Origin of the sequence: Brucella intermedia LMG 3301, assembly GCF_000182645.1 — a bacterium.
Taxonomy (GTDB): Bacteria; Pseudomonadota; Alphaproteobacteria; order Rhizobiales; family Rhizobiaceae; genus Brucella; species Brucella intermedia.
Window position 1 is genome coordinate 325,270 of record NZ_ACQA01000001.1, and the last position, 13,765, is coordinate 339,034.

The window sequence follows — 13,765 nt, forward strand, 5'->3', positions numbered from 1 at the left end:
CCGACCATGGCACGCAAATCAATTCTTTCGAAGCTTGGCACGGCACTTCTGGTCTTCATCATCGTGTCGCCTGCGATCTTCTTCTTCGTGTGGATGCTGTCGCTTTCGCTGAAATATGAAATCGACAATGGCGCTTATCCGCCGATCCTGATCCCGGAGCGTTTCGCCTGGTCGAACTATACCGAGATTTTCGCGGCGAACGACTTTCTGCTCTATTTCTGGAACAGCCTTATTGTGACCGGCATGGCGACCTTGCTTGCGCTGCTGGTCGGTGTTCCGGCGGGATATGGCATTGCGCGGCTCAAGGCGCATAAATCGGCGATCGTCATCATGATTGCCCGCATGACGCCGGGCCTGTCCTACCTGATCCCGCTGTTCCTTCTGTTCCAGACGCTCGGTCTGCTCGGCACGCTCTGGCCGCAGATCATCATCCATCTGGTCGTCACCGTTCCAATCGTGATCTGGATCATGATCGGCTATTTCGAGACGACACCGATGGAACTGGAAGAAGCAGCCATTATCGACGGTGCTTCCTCGTGGCAGGTGTTCATGAAAGTCGCCCTGCCGATTGCCAAGCCCGGCATCGTGGTTTCGCTCATCCTGGCGGTGATCTTCTCGTGGAACAATTTCGTCTTCGGCATCGTGCTCGCAAGCCGCGAGACACGTACCCTGCCGGTCGCGGTTTATAACATGCTGTCCTTTGAACAGGTCAGCTGGGGTCCGCTTGCAGCCGCCGCCCTCGTGGTCACATTGCCGGTCCTGCTGCTAACCGTTTTCGCACAGCGCCAGATCGTTGCAGGTCTGACCGCAGGCGCCGTCAAATAAGAGTCGAGGTTCAAGATGGCATCTGTATCCATCCGAAATGCAATCAAGAAATATGGCAATGTCGGCGTGTTGCATGGCGTGTCAGTGGACATTCAGGACGGTGAATTCGTCGTGCTGGTCGGCCCGTCGGGCTGCGGAAAATCGACGCTTCTGCGCATGATCGCAGGGCTTGAGGAAATCAGCGACGGCGAAATCGCCATCGGTCCGCGCGTCGTCAACGACCTGCGCGCCAAGGAACGCGATATCGCCATGGTGTTCCAGAATTATGCGCTCTATCCGCATATGACGGTGGCCGACAATATGGGCTTCGCGCTCATGCTGAAGAATGCACCGAAGGAAGAACGCGACAGCCGTGTGGCGCGCGCCGCTGAAATCCTCGGGCTCAACAAGCTGCTCGACCGTTTTCCGCGCCAGCTTTCCGGCGGCCAGCGCCAGCGCGTGGCCATGGGCCGTGCGATTGTTCGCGACCCGCAAGTGTTCCTGTTCGATGAGCCGCTGTCCAATCTCGATGCTAAACTTCGCGTGCAGATGCGCGGTGAAATCAAGGGCCTGCATCAGCGCCTGAAGACCACCACGATCTACGTGACCCACGATCAGATCGAAGCGATGACCATGGCGGACAAGATCGTCGTCATGCGCGATGGTCTGGTGGAGCAGATCGGCGCACCGCTCGATCTTTATGACCGTCCGGCCAATCTGTTTGTCGCGGGCTTCATAGGGTCTCCATCGATGAACTTCGTCAACGGCAAGATCGAGGAAGGCTCGTTTGTGGCCGATGGCGGCTTCCGTATGCCGCTTCCTGAAGGCGATTATGCAAGCCTTTCGGGCAAGGCCGTTTATGGCATGCGCCCCGAGCATATGAAGATCGCCGATAAGGGCGTGCCGGTCACGGTCGAAATCGTCGAGCCGACCGGCTCGGAAATCATGGTGATGGGCAAGCTCGGCGACCAGCCGGTTACCTGCCTGTTCCGCGAGCGGCTGACGGTGCGCCCCGGCGATGTGCTGACCATTGCCATCGACCCGGCCACGAGCCATGTGTTCGAGCCTGAAAAGGGAATGCGCGTCAGCAGCTAAAAACCAAATATCAAAATGAAAACGCCGGGCTTTTGCCCGGCGTTTTGTTTTATTCCGCAGCCTCTTTCACCGCCATCGGGTTATTGGGATGGGTCGTCCAGTTGGCATATTGCGCCGGGATCGGCGCCTTGGTGCGCGGATCGAAACCGCCGATCTGCTCCATCGTGATGCAGTCCTCGACCGGGCAGACATTGACGCAAAGATTGCAGCCAACGCATTCCTCGTCGATCACCTCAAAGTGGCGCGCGCCATTGACCAGATTGGTGATTGCCTGGTGCGAGGTGTCCTCGCAGGCAATATGGCAACGCCCGCATTTGATGCAGAGATCCTGATTGATCCGCGCCTTGGTGACGTAGTTGAGGTTGAGATATTGCCAGTCGCTGACGTGGCCAACGGCCATGCCGCGGAAATCATCCAGAGACTGATAACCCTTGCTGTCCATCCAGTCGGAAAGACCGTCGATCATTTCCTGAACGACCTTGAAACCATAGGTCATCGCAGCCGTGCAGACCTGCACCGTGCCGCAGCCGAGCGCGATGAATTCTGCCGCATCGCGCCAGGTGGTGATGCCGCCGATGCCTGAAATCGGCAGACCGCGCGTTTCAGGATCGCGTGCGATTTCCGCCACCATATTGAGCGCAATCGGCTTGACCGCAGGGCCGCAATAGCCGCCGTGGCTGCCGCGACCATCAATGGACGGGACCGGCGACATGCTGTCCAGATCGACCGACACGATGGAATTGATCGTGTTGATCAGCGACACCGCATCGGTCCCCGCCGCATGGGCGCCACGAGCAGGCTTGCGAATATCGGTGATGTTCGGCGTCAGCTTGGTGATCACCGGCATCCGGCTATACTGCTTGCACCATTTGACGACCATGGCGACATATTCCGGCACCTGGCCGACAGCCGCACCCATGCCGCGTTCGCTCATGCCGTGCGGACAGCCGAAGTTCAGCTCGATGCCGTCAGCGCCGGTTTCTTCCACCAGAGGCAGGATGGCCTTCCATGCTTCTTCCTCGCATGGCACCATGATCGAAGCGATCAATGCGCGGTCGGGCCAGCGCATCTTCACTTCCTTCATTTCACGCAGATTGACTTCGAGCGGCCTGTCGGTAATCAGCTCGATATTGTTAAGACCGAGCAGGCGCCGGTCGGCACCATGGATCGCGCCATAGCGCGGCCCATTGACATTGACCACCGGTGGGCCTTCCGCGCCAAGCGTCTTCCAGACCACGCCGCCCCAGCCAGCCTTGAACGCGCGCTCGACATTATAGGCTTTGTCGGTCGGCGGGGCAGAAGCCAGCCAGAAGGGATTGGGAGACTTGATGCCGAGGAAATTCGTTGAAAGATCAGCCATTTTCTATCTCCTCAGCCCTGTTCCTGGCTCAGATGAACGCCGCGGTCCCGCACAGCCGATGCCGGGGCATGGAGCGCGCCTCCTGAAAGCACTGCATCGGCAAAGCCTTCGATTGCCTGGGGGCGTTTGATCAGCGTTGCATGGATCGATTCAGCGGCGACCTTGCCATCTTCCACCGATGCGACGGTCAGGTCCTTGCCGCCTGCGACGCAATCACCGCCTGCCCATATGCCCTCGACCGACGTGCGACGTTCGTCGTCCACGCTGATCCGTCCCCTGGATAGCCCGATGCCCGAACCCGCCAGCGGTTCCGGTTCGAACTTCTGGCCGATAGCCTTGAAGACCTGATCGGCTTCAAGAATGAGATATTCCCCGGTGCCGGAAAGCCTGCCGTCTTCGATAGCGGTATATTCAAACACCACGGCATTGACAGTGCCGTCTTCGTTCCGTTCAAGCGCGTGGGGTTGCAGCCAGTGGCGGATGACCACGCCGTGAATCTGTGCCAGTTCCTGTTCATAGGCGCTGGCATTCATGTTCTCCTGACCGCGGCGATAGACGATGGTTACGTTTTCAGCACCGAGCTTCTTGGTCTGGATCGCTACGTCCACTGCGGTCATGCCACCGCCGATGACCACCACGTTGCGGCCGACGGGCAGGGATGACAGGTCTTTTGCCTGGCGCAGATTGGCGATGTAGTCGACCGCATCGATAACGTTTGGCGCGTCTTCGCCCAAAAGGCCCAGATCATTGACGCCCGGCATGCCCATTCCGAGGAAGACCGCGTCATAGCCGGCTTTCAGCGCCTCGATAGTGATGTCCTGACCGAGCGTCTGGTTATATTCGACATTGATCGCACCGATCTTGAGCACGAATTCGAGTTCGCGCTGTGCGAAATTATTGACCGTCTTGTAGGCCGCGATACCATATTCGTTGAGGCCGCCGCCTTTGGGCCGGGCTTCGAAGATGGTCACCTTATGGCCATGCATGGCAAGGCGATGGGCAGCGGAGATACCTGCCGGACCCGCGCCAACCACGGCAATGTGCTTGTCGGTTTCAGGCGCGCGCTTGAATGGATGATTGCCGGTTTCCATCAGAACGTCGGTGGCATAGCGCTGCAATTCACCGATCTTGACCGGCTTGCCTTCCGAAATTTCGCGAACGCACACTTCTTCGCAGAGTGTTTCTGTCGGGCAAACGCGTGCACACATGCCGCCCAGAATGTTTTCCGAAAGGATGGTCTTCGCAGCCCCAACCGGATTGCCCGCATTGATCTGTCGAATGAACATCGGAATATCGATGCCCGTCGGGCAGGCATTCATGCACGGAGCGTCGTAGCAGAAATAGCAGCGATCGGACTCAACCAGGGCTTCGTGCTTGGTAAGCGGTGGATGCAGATCGTCGAAAACATGCGCATAGTCGGCCTTGTCAAGCCTCGCCCCACGGATGTCAGGCCCGTTTGCGTGTCCCGGATTATCAATTGCATCAATAGGCGAATTCTCTGCTGATCTCATCGACCGCATCTCCCATTTTTGCTTGTTCAGGCGCGGGTTCCCTTTGCGCGCCGCAACTATGTACCGGGCTGCGATCTTTGCCGCCGCATGATGCCCGTTAAGGACAGGATGACAGATTTTCTCGGAAGGTCAAATTTTTTATCATCTGGTCAATTTATGGAAATGGGCGCGTTCATGAAGAAGGCCCGGCTTTGGAAGCACGGGCCTTCAAATGTTCAGCAGAACTGCGGGATCACAACGGATCGGACTTGAGGCCGTTTCTTGCCTCTATCGCGCTTGTCGGCTCAGGGAGAATTTCCGTCTCCTTGGGAAGTGCAGGGCGGGAGCTTAGCACCAGGGCGCAACCACTGATAATGACGGCGGCACCGACGAACTGGATCAGGGAAAGCTGCTCCTTCAGGAAGACGGCGCCTACCAGAACCGCGATGACCGTCACGACGAACTCGACGCTGATGGCCTTCGTCGGCCCGACACTTCCGACCAGCTTGAAATAGAGCACATAGGTGAGGGCGCTCATCACGCAGGCCGAGATGAGCAGATATCCAAAATCAGCCAACCCCGGCAGGGCTGGCACAGGCACAGCGAAGATGAGCGGCAAGGAGAGGATGCCGCCAAAAACGAATGCGCCGATGGTGGTTTCCCACGAACCGGTGCCGGAAAGGCGGCGGCTGGCATAGTTGCTGCCGAAAGCTGCGGAAAAGCAGGAGAAAAGTACGGCGACACAGCCCATGATGAAGGCGGGCGTGACGGCAACAGCCGGGAAACCAACCAAGAGCACGATGCCGGTAACGCCAAGCAGCAGCCCGACAAGCCCGCGCGACGTAATGCGCTCAAGCCCCCAGAGCTGGCTGATGATCATCGAGAAGAGCGGAATGGAGGCCACGCAGATCGCGGCCATCGCCGTTCCGATCAGCGGGGTCCCATAAGAAAGGCCGATCAGCTGGCCCCGCAACCGTGGTTGCGCCAACCACGGCAAAAGGTTTCCAGCCAGCATGAAAATCCAGCCTGCGGCCGGAGAGTTTCGCAATTGCAAAGAGCGTTCCGGCCGCAATGAAGGAGCGGAAAGCCACCGCGCCGACCCAGCCAAAGGCTTCTACGACGCGCAAGACCACGAGGAATGATAATCCCCATGCTACGGAAAGAAAAACATAGGTCGCGATATCTCTGGGTTTCATGCCAGCGGACTTTCAGGAAGTATTCGAAACTTTGAATACTTGGTTGCTAAGGAAGATCGTTACAGCTTTACAAGAGTGAAGCCTGATCAGGTCGTTTTTGCGGCGGCGTTGGACGCCGCTTCTGCGATATTGGCGAAGAAGCGGTCTGCGATCTTGCGTGCGACCGAACCGAGCAGTTTCGTGCCTATCTGCGCTACCTTGCCGCCCGCATCGCCACGTATGGCATAGGACAGAATAGTATCCTCGCCATCTTCATCCAGGCGCACGTCGGTCGCCCCATGCGCAAACCCGGCTATGGAACCTTCACCGTGGCCGGAGATCGTATAGGAGATCGGCGGTTTCATATTCGACAATTCCAGAATCCCGTGAAAGCGGACCTTCAGGATTCCGAAACTCACCTTGAGCGCAGCCCGTATTTCCGTGTCCGAAATTCGCTCGATATCTTCACAGCCCGGAATGCAGGATTTCAGCGTCTCAATGTCGTTCAGCGCATCCCAGACTGCTTGTCTGGGTGCCGCTATCCGCTCTTCTCCAGTCAGGTCCATGGTTCACTCCTGGATGGATCACCCTAAATTGATCAATATGGTGTATATGACACCCTGTCCAAATTGGAAGTTCGGTAATTTAGTTGCCGCAAATCCTCTCTAAAGCGCTTAATGTCCGCAATTAAATCGATTTGATTCGGGAGTAGCATCATGGCAAGAGACGCGACGAAGCTTGAAGCAACGGTCGCAAAGCTGAAAAAGCATTGGGCAGATTCGGCTCCGCAGGACATGCGGGCAGCGTTCAAATCGGACCCGGGTCGGTTCGAGCGGTATTCGTTGTCCCTGGATGACCTTCTGTTCGACTGGTCGAAATGCCGGGTCAACGACGAAACGATCGGGCTCCTCAAGGAGCTGGCCGGTGCTGCCGATGTTGAAGGCCGTCGCGCGGCGATGTTTGCAGGCGAGCATATCAACAATACCGAGGATCGTGCCGTTCTCCACGTCGCGCTGCGCGATACTTCCTCGAAGGAAGTGCTCGTCGACGGACACAATGTCCTGCCGGACGTGAAGGAAGTGCTGGACCGTATGGCGGCATTTTCGGATGGCATCCGGTCGGGCGCTATCAAGGGCGCAACCGGCAAGAAGATCACCGATATAGTCAATATCGGCATTGGCGGCTCCGATCTCGGTCCCGTCATGGCGACGCTCGCGCTTTCTCCCTATCATGATGGCCCGCGCGCGCATTTCGTCTCCAATATCGACGGCGCTCATATTGCCGATACGCTCGGCATCCTTGATCCCGCGACGACGCTCGTCATTATCGCTTCCAAGACGTTCACGACCATCGAAACCATGACCAATGCGCAGACCGCGCGCAAATGGATAGCCGATGCGCTTGGCGAAGCAGCCGTGGGGGCCCATTTCGCGGCAGTCTCGACGGCGCTGGACAAGGTAGCCGCCTTTGGCATAGCCGAAGATCGAGTTTTCGGTTTCTGGGACTGGGTCGGCGGACGATATTCGGTGTGGTCGGCCATCGGCCTGCCGGTCATGATCGCGATTGGACCGGACAACTTCCGCAAGTTTCTGGCAGGCGCACATTCGATGGATGTGCATTTCCGCGATGCGCCGCTGGAAAAGAACCTGCCCATGTGGCTGGGCCTCATCGGCTACTGGCACCGTGCCATCTGCGGCTATGGCAGCCGTGCGATCATTCCCTACGATCAGCGTCTGGCCCGCCTGCCTGCCTATCTGCAGCAGCTGGATATGGAATCGAATGGCAAGAGCGTCACGGTCGATGGGACGCCGGTTTCCGGCCCGACCGGCCCGGTCGTATGGGGCGAGCCCGGTACCAACGGCCAGCACGCCTTCTTCCAGCTTCTGCATCAGGGTACCGACACCATCCCGCTTGAATTCATCGTTGCGGCGAAGGGTCATGAAAAGCACCTTGACCACCAGCATGAAATGCTGCTCGCAAACTGCCTTGCGCAGTCGGAAGCCTTGATGAAGGGCCGCACGCTGGACGAAGCGCGGGCGCAGTTGAAGGCGAAGAACCTTGCCGAAAGCGAAGTGGAACGCATTGCGCCGCATCGCGTCTTCTCGGGCAACCGTCCTTCGTTGACGCTGGTTCACGACAAGCTTGACCCGTTCGCTTTCGGGCGTCTGGTCGCGCTCTATGAGCATCGTGTTTTCGTCGAGGCGCAGATTTTCGGCATCAACGCTTTCGATCAATGGGGCGTCGAGCTTGGCAAGGAACTTGCCACCGAACTCTTGCCGGTTGTCTCGGGCGAGCAAACCAGCGATGGTCGCGACGCTTCCACGCAAGGGCTTGTCGCCCATCTGCATGCGCGAAGGAAAGCTTGACGGCATTCTCTGCACAATTAGAAATGAAAGAGAGCCGGGTTTGTAATCCGGCTCTCTTCATGAGGAATAGAATGGGACATGAAATGAAAACCGAGATTGTGAAATTTGCCGGCGATGTACCGGGAAATGCCATCGAGTTGCGCGTGCTGCGCTTTGCCGGCAAGGACAGCGATGCGCCTTCCGCCTATTTGCAATCGTCGCTTCACGGTGCCGAACTTCCGGGGCAGGCGGCTCTTCATTTCCTGGTTCCGATGTTGAAGAAAGCGGCCGAGGAAGGGCGCGTTCTCGGCAATATCACCGTTGTTCCGCAGGCAAATCCGATCGGCTCCAACCAGTGGCAGGCCCATCAGCATCTCGGTCGCTTCGAAACCTTTTCGCTGACCAATTTCAACCGCGCCTTCCCGCTGCTGCCGGATTTCAATACGTCTGAACTGCCGGAGCCGGATGCGCCGATCTCACTGGCACAGCGCCTGAAGGCGACGCTTTTGAAGCTGGCTCTGCCGAACGACATCGTTCTCGATCTGCATTGCGACGATGAGAGCGAAAACTACGTCTACATCGCTGAAGAATTTGCCGAGGACATGAAAGATCTGGCCATTGCGCTCAATTCGACGGCGATCCTCGCATGGGATACGACCGCCGACGCAGCTTTTGAGGAAGCCTGCGCGCATCCTGTCCTGCAATTGCCAGCGGACAAGCGCAACATGAAGCGCCGCGCGGTGACGACAGTCGAATTTCGCGGCTTGAGCGATGTTTACCCCGATATGGGCAAGGGCGACGCCGAGGGCTTGTATAAATTCCTCGTACATCGCGGTGTCGTTCGCGACGACAATGTGAAGCTTGAAACCGAATATAAGGGGCTTGTCACGCCGCTCTCGCATGTCGAGATGCTGCGGGCGCCGGAGGGCGGCATGGTGCTCTATCATGTAGCGCCCGGCGACGAAGTCAAAGCAGGCGCGAAGCTCGTGACGGTGGTTACGAAACCGGGTGAACCTGAAGGCGACATTACGCTCACGGCACCGCAGGACGGGCGCATTTTGACGCGTCGTTCGCTGCGCTATGTGCGCCGTGGCGATGATCTTCTCAAATTGCTGGGGGTGAAGCCTTCTGCCGTCAAGAAGCGTGCCGGTGCGCTTGAAGCATGAGCGAAAAGCTTTCCGAAGAACGCATCAGATCAATCCGTGCCGTCCTCTTCGACAAGGACGGTACCTTGATCGACTTTGACCGGACCTGGTTTTCAATCTCCTGGCAGCTTGCGCAGCGGGCTGCAAAGGGGGACGACCTGCGGGCCCGCGCATTGCTCGATGCCGGGGGCTATGACTGGCTGACCGAGCGTTTCCGGGCCAATTCAGTCATCGCGGCCGGTACGGTCGAAGACATTGTTTCGCTTTGGCACCCTGATGTGGTGTCCGAGCAATCGCGCGAGCTTATCGAAGAATATGACGCTTACTGCGTCACCGAAGGCGCACGTTCTGCTGTGGCCGTAGAAGCTTTGCATGAAACGCTCGAAACGCTTCGCACCATGGGTTTCCGGCTTGGCATTGCTACTAACGATTCCGAGGCTGGCGCGCACGCCACGGCCAAAGCGCTGGGTATCGACGGTTTTTTCGACGTCGTGATCGGCTACAACACGGCGGCGCGTCCAAAACCCTATCCCGATCCCCTGCTTTATTTTGCAGAAAAGCTGGGGCTTGCTCCGCATGAGATTGCCATGGTCGGCGACAATCTTCACGACCTGGAGACAGCCCACGCAGCCGGTGCGGGACTGGCAGTCGGCGTTCTATCGGGCAACAGTCCTCGCGAAGCATTGGAACCCCACGCCGATATCGTGCTGGATAGCGTGGCCGGCCTGCCCGAATTGCTGAAACGTTAAGTCGACGCTTCCATTCAACGGATTGAATGGAAGCGTCACCACAATTCATTCTTGCTGCTCTTGCGGCGGAATTGGCATGGAGTAGCATGGCAGGACGTTTAACGTTCGCGGCGAGCTATACCCATGATTCTGATCGGCCAGTATGATTCTCCTTTTGTGCGGCGTGTCGCTATCGCCATGCGGCTTTACGGCCTGCCATTTGAACACAAACCATGGTCGACGTTCGGTGATCGTGACAGGCTTGCGGAATTCAATCCGCTGAGCCGCGTGCCGACGCTTGTACTGGATGATGGCGAGGTCGCGATCGAAAGCGCGGCGATACTCGACTATCTCGATGAGATCGCCGACGGCAAACCTCCGTTGATCGCGCCAAAAGGTGCCGAGCGTCGTCAGGCATTGAAGATATGCGCGCTTTCTACCGGTCTTGCCGATAAAGCCGTAAGCCTGCTCTATGAAGGTTTGCTGCGAAGCGAAAAATCAAATGTTTGGGTAGAGCGTTGCGAAACACAGATCGCCCGGGTGCTGGATGTGCTGGAGAACGATTTTTCAGAACGAAAATCACCATATTGGTTCGGAGATGATATCGGGCATGCCGATATTGCTGCGACCTGTGCACTGCGCTTTCTTCGTGAAGCCCATCCACATCTCTTCGATGAGCAGAAATACCCCTCATTGGCTGGTCTGGCCGCTCGATGCGAAGCGCTGGCACCGTTTCAGGAGATCGTGCAGCCCTTGGCGCCACCCTCTGCCTGATGCTGTCTGAAACAAATGCGGCCGGATGAAAGTCCGGCCACATTTGTTTTCAAGTTTTACCGTTCTCAGTCACGAAGTTCGCGGCGCAAGATCTTGCCGACATTGCTTTTCGGCAGGCTTTCGCGGAACTCGACTTCGCGCGGGCGCTTGTAATTGGTAAGGCGCTCGGCGCAATAGGCTTTGACTTCGTCTTCAGTGAGGTTGAGATCGCTGCGCACGACGAACAGTTTCACGACTTCGCCGGAATGTTCGTTCGGTATGCCAATGGCAGCCGATTCCACGATGCCGGGATGACCTGCGGCCACTTCCTCGATTTCGTTCGGATAAACATTGAAGCCGGAAACAAGGATCATGTCCTTCTTGCGGTCGACGATTTTGGTATAGCCCCGCTCGTCCATGAAACCCATGTCGCCGGTCCGGAAAAATCCGTCGGGCATGATTGCGCGCTTGGTTTCGTCCGGGCGGTTCCAGTATCCCGTCATCACCTGTGGTCCGCGCACGCAGATTTCGCCGACCTCACCGAGAGCGAGGTCGTTTCCATCATCATCGCGGATCGCAACATCGGTTGACGGCATCGGCAGGCCGATGGTTCCTGAGAACTCGGTTGCATCCAGCGCGTTGGCGCAGGCGACGGGCGAAGTCTCGGAAAGACCATATCCTTCGGTGATGTGACAACCGGTCATTTTCTGCCAGCGTTCGGCCACAGGACGTTGTACAGCCATTCCGCCGCCGAGAGTGAGAATAAGAGGTTTGAAATCCAGGGTCTGGAAATCTGGATTATTCATGAGGCCATTGAAAAGAGTGTTGAGGCCCGGGAAGATATGGAACGGGGATTTCCTCAGTTCCTTGACGAAGCCAGCAATATCGCGCGGATTGGGAATGAGGATATTTCGCGCACCAAGCTTGATGCCGATCATGGCATTCACAGTAAGCGCGAAGATGTGATAGAGCGGCAGCGCACACACGAAATTCAGCGCCTTCGGCTTGCCCTTGTTGCGGAAGGCAACCTCCATCCAGGTATGCATCTGCTCCACATTCGCAAGGATGTTGCTATGGGTCAGCATCGCGCCTTTCGAGATGCCGGTCGTGCCTCCGGTATATTGCAGGAAGGCGAGGTCGGAACCCTGTACCGGAACCGGGTTGAAGGATAGGGCGCGACCCTGAGCCAATGCGTCCTTGAAACGGACATGCCCCGGAATGGTCCATGCCGGCACCATTTTCTTCACGCGGCGCACGACCAGATTGATGATGTGGCCCTTGAACCCATGCATGTCGCCCATGGACGCGACGATTATGTTGGGAACGTTGATCGAATTGAGGGTCTTTTCAACCGTCGATGCAAAATTTTCCAAAACTATCAATGCTTTGGCGCCGGAGTCCTTCAACTGATGTTCCAGTTCACGCGGCGTATATAGCGGATTGACGTTCACGACGACGAAACCTGCGCGGAGAATAGCCGTGAAGGCAATCGGATAATGCAGGATATTTGGCATCATCACCGCAACGCGGTCGCCCTTCACGAGACCGCGCGACTGGAGAAAAGCAGCCAGCGCACGCGAATATTCATCGAGTTCCTTGTAGGACAGATCCTTGCCCATGCAGGTGAAGGCCGGGCTGGAGGCGAATTGCCGGCAAGATGCCAGAATCATATCGCCGATGGAAGTCGCCGTGCTCAGATCGATCTCGTGCGGAACGCCAGCCGGATATGATTTGAACCAGATCTTTTCCTGCGTCGGCGCGCCATTGGCTGGCGATCCCGCGGTCATGGATTCAACTACGGATGCACTTTGCCCAGTCGTCTTTTTCGCCATTTCTTCTCCCCGGATCGCTCCGTCCTAAATTGGGCCGCATGTGCGCCCGCCGTCTCCCAAGCCATCCGCCCCCCGGAAGGCTTCCTCATTGGTAAATGTGGTCGAGTTTTAATTTCTTCGCAAGAGTTACATTGACGTAAGCGTAAATTATAAAAGAGTCGAGCGTCTCTCCCAATTTTGCGGTTTGACAATCACGATTGGTTGAAACCGGCCATCGTGAAAATAGCCTGTCCGGCGGGGCAGGCATATCGAAATCGGGCCCGACAACTATGTTTGATGAGCTTCGAATGCCGGATTTCTAAGAGATTGAACGAGTATCGAGATTGCCCTGCCGCCATAGGTGACAAGATCATAGTTCCGGTCGCCTCGCAACCATTCGTTGAGAAGGCCGCTTAGAAGGGACAGCAGGATCGGTGCCGCCGTGTCTGCGGTCCATTCCTTTGAAAGCTCCCCGCGTCTTGCAGCCACGTCCAGCAATCCTGCGAACAGGGAGAGGACGTTGGCGCGCGCTTCGCGAAGGCGATCTTCAAGCGGGGCCATTTCGCCGACGAATTCGCATCGCTGGTTGATAATGATGAAAATGTTCTGCTGACGCTCGTTGTTCGAGAAAAGCTGCAGCGCCTGAATGATCGACTGCTCGAGCACATGCATCGGATTGGGGTGGTTGACGGCCGCAGCCTGCAGCATGATTTCTTCTTGCGGAAACCGGACATTGCCGATGATGGTGCGAAGAATCTCCACCTTGTCGCGGAAGTGGAAATAAATCGCACCCCGCGTCACTCCGGCATGACAGGCAATTTCCATCAGTGTAGATTGGTTGACACCACGCTCGAGGAAAACCTGCTCGGCAGCCACCAGAATGGCTTCCCGGGTTTCGGCTGCCTCGGCTTTCGTTCTTCGCATGATTTCTCTCGGGTGAATGCAGTCTGATGGCTTAGTTCGCCACTTGAATCCGGGTAACTCATTCGTGATCTGTAATATTGAGCGATTGACTATAACACGGTAGATCGTATTTACAAACACTCGTGTATGTTAAAT

The 13,765-nt window shown here is 57.1% G+C and carries 11 protein-coding genes and 1 pseudogene; 6 read left to right on the top strand and 6 right to left on the bottom strand.

Features of this window, described 5'->3' with window-relative positions; translation table 11 throughout:
• The first annotated feature begins 6 nt into the window (after positions 1–6).
• Together OINT_RS01485 and OINT_RS01490 are read left to right on the top strand one after the other, a co-directional pair.
• Entirely contained in the window at positions 7–825 is an 819-nt protein-coding gene (locus tag OINT_RS01485; RefSeq protein ID WP_006466011.1) for a carbohydrate ABC transporter permease, read from the top strand.
• Positions 826–840: 15 nt separating this feature from the next.
• The gene (locus OINT_RS01490; protein WP_006466012.1) at positions 841–1,899 is read left to right on the top strand and encodes an ABC transporter ATP-binding protein; all 1,059 of its coding nucleotides are present in this window, start codon (positions 841–843) and stop codon (positions 1,897–1,899) included.
• Positions 1,900–1,948: 49 nt separating this feature from the next.
• On the opposite strand, the gene preA is transcribed toward OINT_RS01490, so the two are convergent.
• The 4 genes and pseudogenes from preA to OINT_RS01510 form a co-directional block, all read right to left on the bottom strand.
• Positions 1,949–3,259: an NAD-dependent dihydropyrimidine dehydrogenase subunit PreA gene (gene preA, locus OINT_RS01495; protein WP_006466013.1), complete on the bottom strand. Its 1,311-nt coding sequence runs from the start codon at positions 3,257–3,259 to the stop codon at positions 1,949–1,951.
• A gap of 11 nt (positions 3,260–3,270) precedes the next feature.
• Complete coding sequence (locus OINT_RS01500; protein ID WP_006466014.1) at positions 3,271–4,779, bottom strand: NAD(P)-dependent oxidoreductase; 1,509 nt, start codon at positions 4,777–4,779, stop codon at positions 3,271–3,273.
• Positions 4,780–5,002: 223 nt separating this feature from the next.
• Positions 5,003–5,945 (bottom strand): annotated as a pseudogene (locus OINT_RS01505) (DMT family transporter).
• 86 nt (positions 5,946–6,031) lie between these two features.
• Positions 6,032–6,490, bottom strand: coding sequence for an SRPBCC family protein (locus tag OINT_RS01510; protein WP_006466016.1), 459 nt, complete (start codon positions 6,488–6,490; stop codon positions 6,032–6,034).
• 150 nt (positions 6,491–6,640) lie between these two features.
• On the opposite strand from OINT_RS01510, the gene pgi reads away from it, so the two are divergent.
• The 4 genes from pgi to OINT_RS01530 all read left to right on the top strand — a co-directional run bounded on the left by pgi (position 6,641) and on the right by OINT_RS01530 (position 10,916).
• Positions 6,641–8,290 carry a glucose-6-phosphate isomerase gene (pgi, locus tag OINT_RS01515; RefSeq protein ID WP_006466017.1) on the top strand — a complete coding sequence of 550 codons (1,650 nt, stop codon included), beginning with the start codon at positions 6,641–6,643 and terminating at the stop codon, positions 8,288–8,290.
• Between the two features lie 83 nt (positions 8,291–8,373).
• A complete protein-coding gene (locus OINT_RS01520) occupies positions 8,374–9,435 on the top strand; it encodes a succinylglutamate desuccinylase/aspartoacylase family protein (protein WP_006471076.1) in 1,062 nt (353 codons plus the stop codon).
• Positions 9,432–10,163, top strand: coding sequence for an HAD family hydrolase (locus OINT_RS01525; protein ID WP_006466019.1), 732 nt, complete (start codon positions 9,432–9,434; stop codon positions 10,161–10,163). Before OINT_RS01520 ends, OINT_RS01525 begins: the two co-directional genes overlap by 4 nt.
• A 123-nt stretch (positions 10,164–10,286) precedes the next feature.
• Positions 10,287–10,916 (top strand): glutathione S-transferase family protein, encoded by a 630-nt coding sequence (locus tag OINT_RS01530; protein WP_006466020.1) that lies wholly within the window; start codon positions 10,287–10,289, stop codon positions 10,914–10,916.
• Between the two features lie 65 nt (positions 10,917–10,981).
• On the opposite strand, the gene OINT_RS01535 is transcribed toward OINT_RS01530, so the two are convergent.
• Both OINT_RS01535 and OINT_RS01540 read right to left on the bottom strand, forming a co-directional pair.
• Positions 10,982–12,727: a long-chain fatty acid--CoA ligase gene (locus OINT_RS01535; RefSeq protein WP_006466021.1), complete on the bottom strand. Its 1,746-nt coding sequence runs from the start codon at positions 12,725–12,727 to the stop codon at positions 10,982–10,984.
• A 267-nt stretch (positions 12,728–12,994) separates the two neighbouring features.
• The gene (locus tag OINT_RS01540) at positions 12,995–13,630 is read right to left on the bottom strand and encodes a TetR family transcriptional regulator (RefSeq protein WP_006471075.1); all 636 of its coding nucleotides are present in this window, start codon (positions 13,628–13,630) and stop codon (positions 12,995–12,997) included.
• Between the last annotated feature and the right edge of the window lie 135 nt (positions 13,631–13,765).